This window comes from Mycobacterium intermedium (assembly GCF_002086275.1).
Taxonomy (GTDB): domain Bacteria; phylum Actinomycetota; class Actinomycetes; order Mycobacteriales; family Mycobacteriaceae; genus Mycobacterium; species Mycobacterium intermedium.
The window spans coordinates 1-635 of record NZ_MVHT01000296.1 but is presented as its reverse complement, the minus strand read 5'-3'; the positions used below and the strand labels follow the sequence as shown (position 1 = coordinate 635).

Genomic DNA, 635 nt, shown 5'->3' with positions numbered 1-635 from the left:
ACACCCCGGTCATTACAGTGCCGGCGCTGGCTACCCCGGAGATCACCATCCCGCGTTTCTCGACACCGTTGATTCAGGTCTCGGCATGGCAACTACCTCAGGTGAGTTTCGCTGGAATGAACCTCCCGGTGATCACCTTCCCGAACTTCGACGCGCCCGGTGACGGCTGGACATCCGTACTTCGACTCGACACCGATTTCCTCGCGGCGCCCACTTATCGGGTCGATATCACCGATATCGGCGCTATATTCCTCGGCAACCAAACCCCCGGCTCGATTGGCTCGTTCACCTTCCCAGGCTTCTCCATCAGCCAGATGACGCTGCCGGTCCTTACCATCAGCAATCCCGATAATCCTGGCGGGGCCTATACCTTCCCGTCCATTGGCCTTTCGTCGTTCAATATCCCGGCCGTCAACATTCCGTCCTTCGGCCTCGCCGACTTCAATCTGCCGCAGATCACCGTGCCCGGGTTCGCCACGCCGCCGTTCACGCTGGGGTCGATCGGCATCGACGGGTTCGACCTGCCGCAGATCAGTGTCCCTGGCTTCAGCACGGCACCGTTGACGTTGCCGCCGATCGGTTTCGAGGGCTTCGATCTGCCGCAGATCAGCGTTCCCGGGTTCAGCACCGCGGCG

1 pseudogene is annotated in these 635 nt (G+C 61.4%); it reads left to right on the top strand.

Features of this window, described 5'->3' with window-relative positions:
* Positions 1–635, top strand: a pseudogene (locus tag BST27_RS32975) (hypothetical protein); the annotation flags it as partial.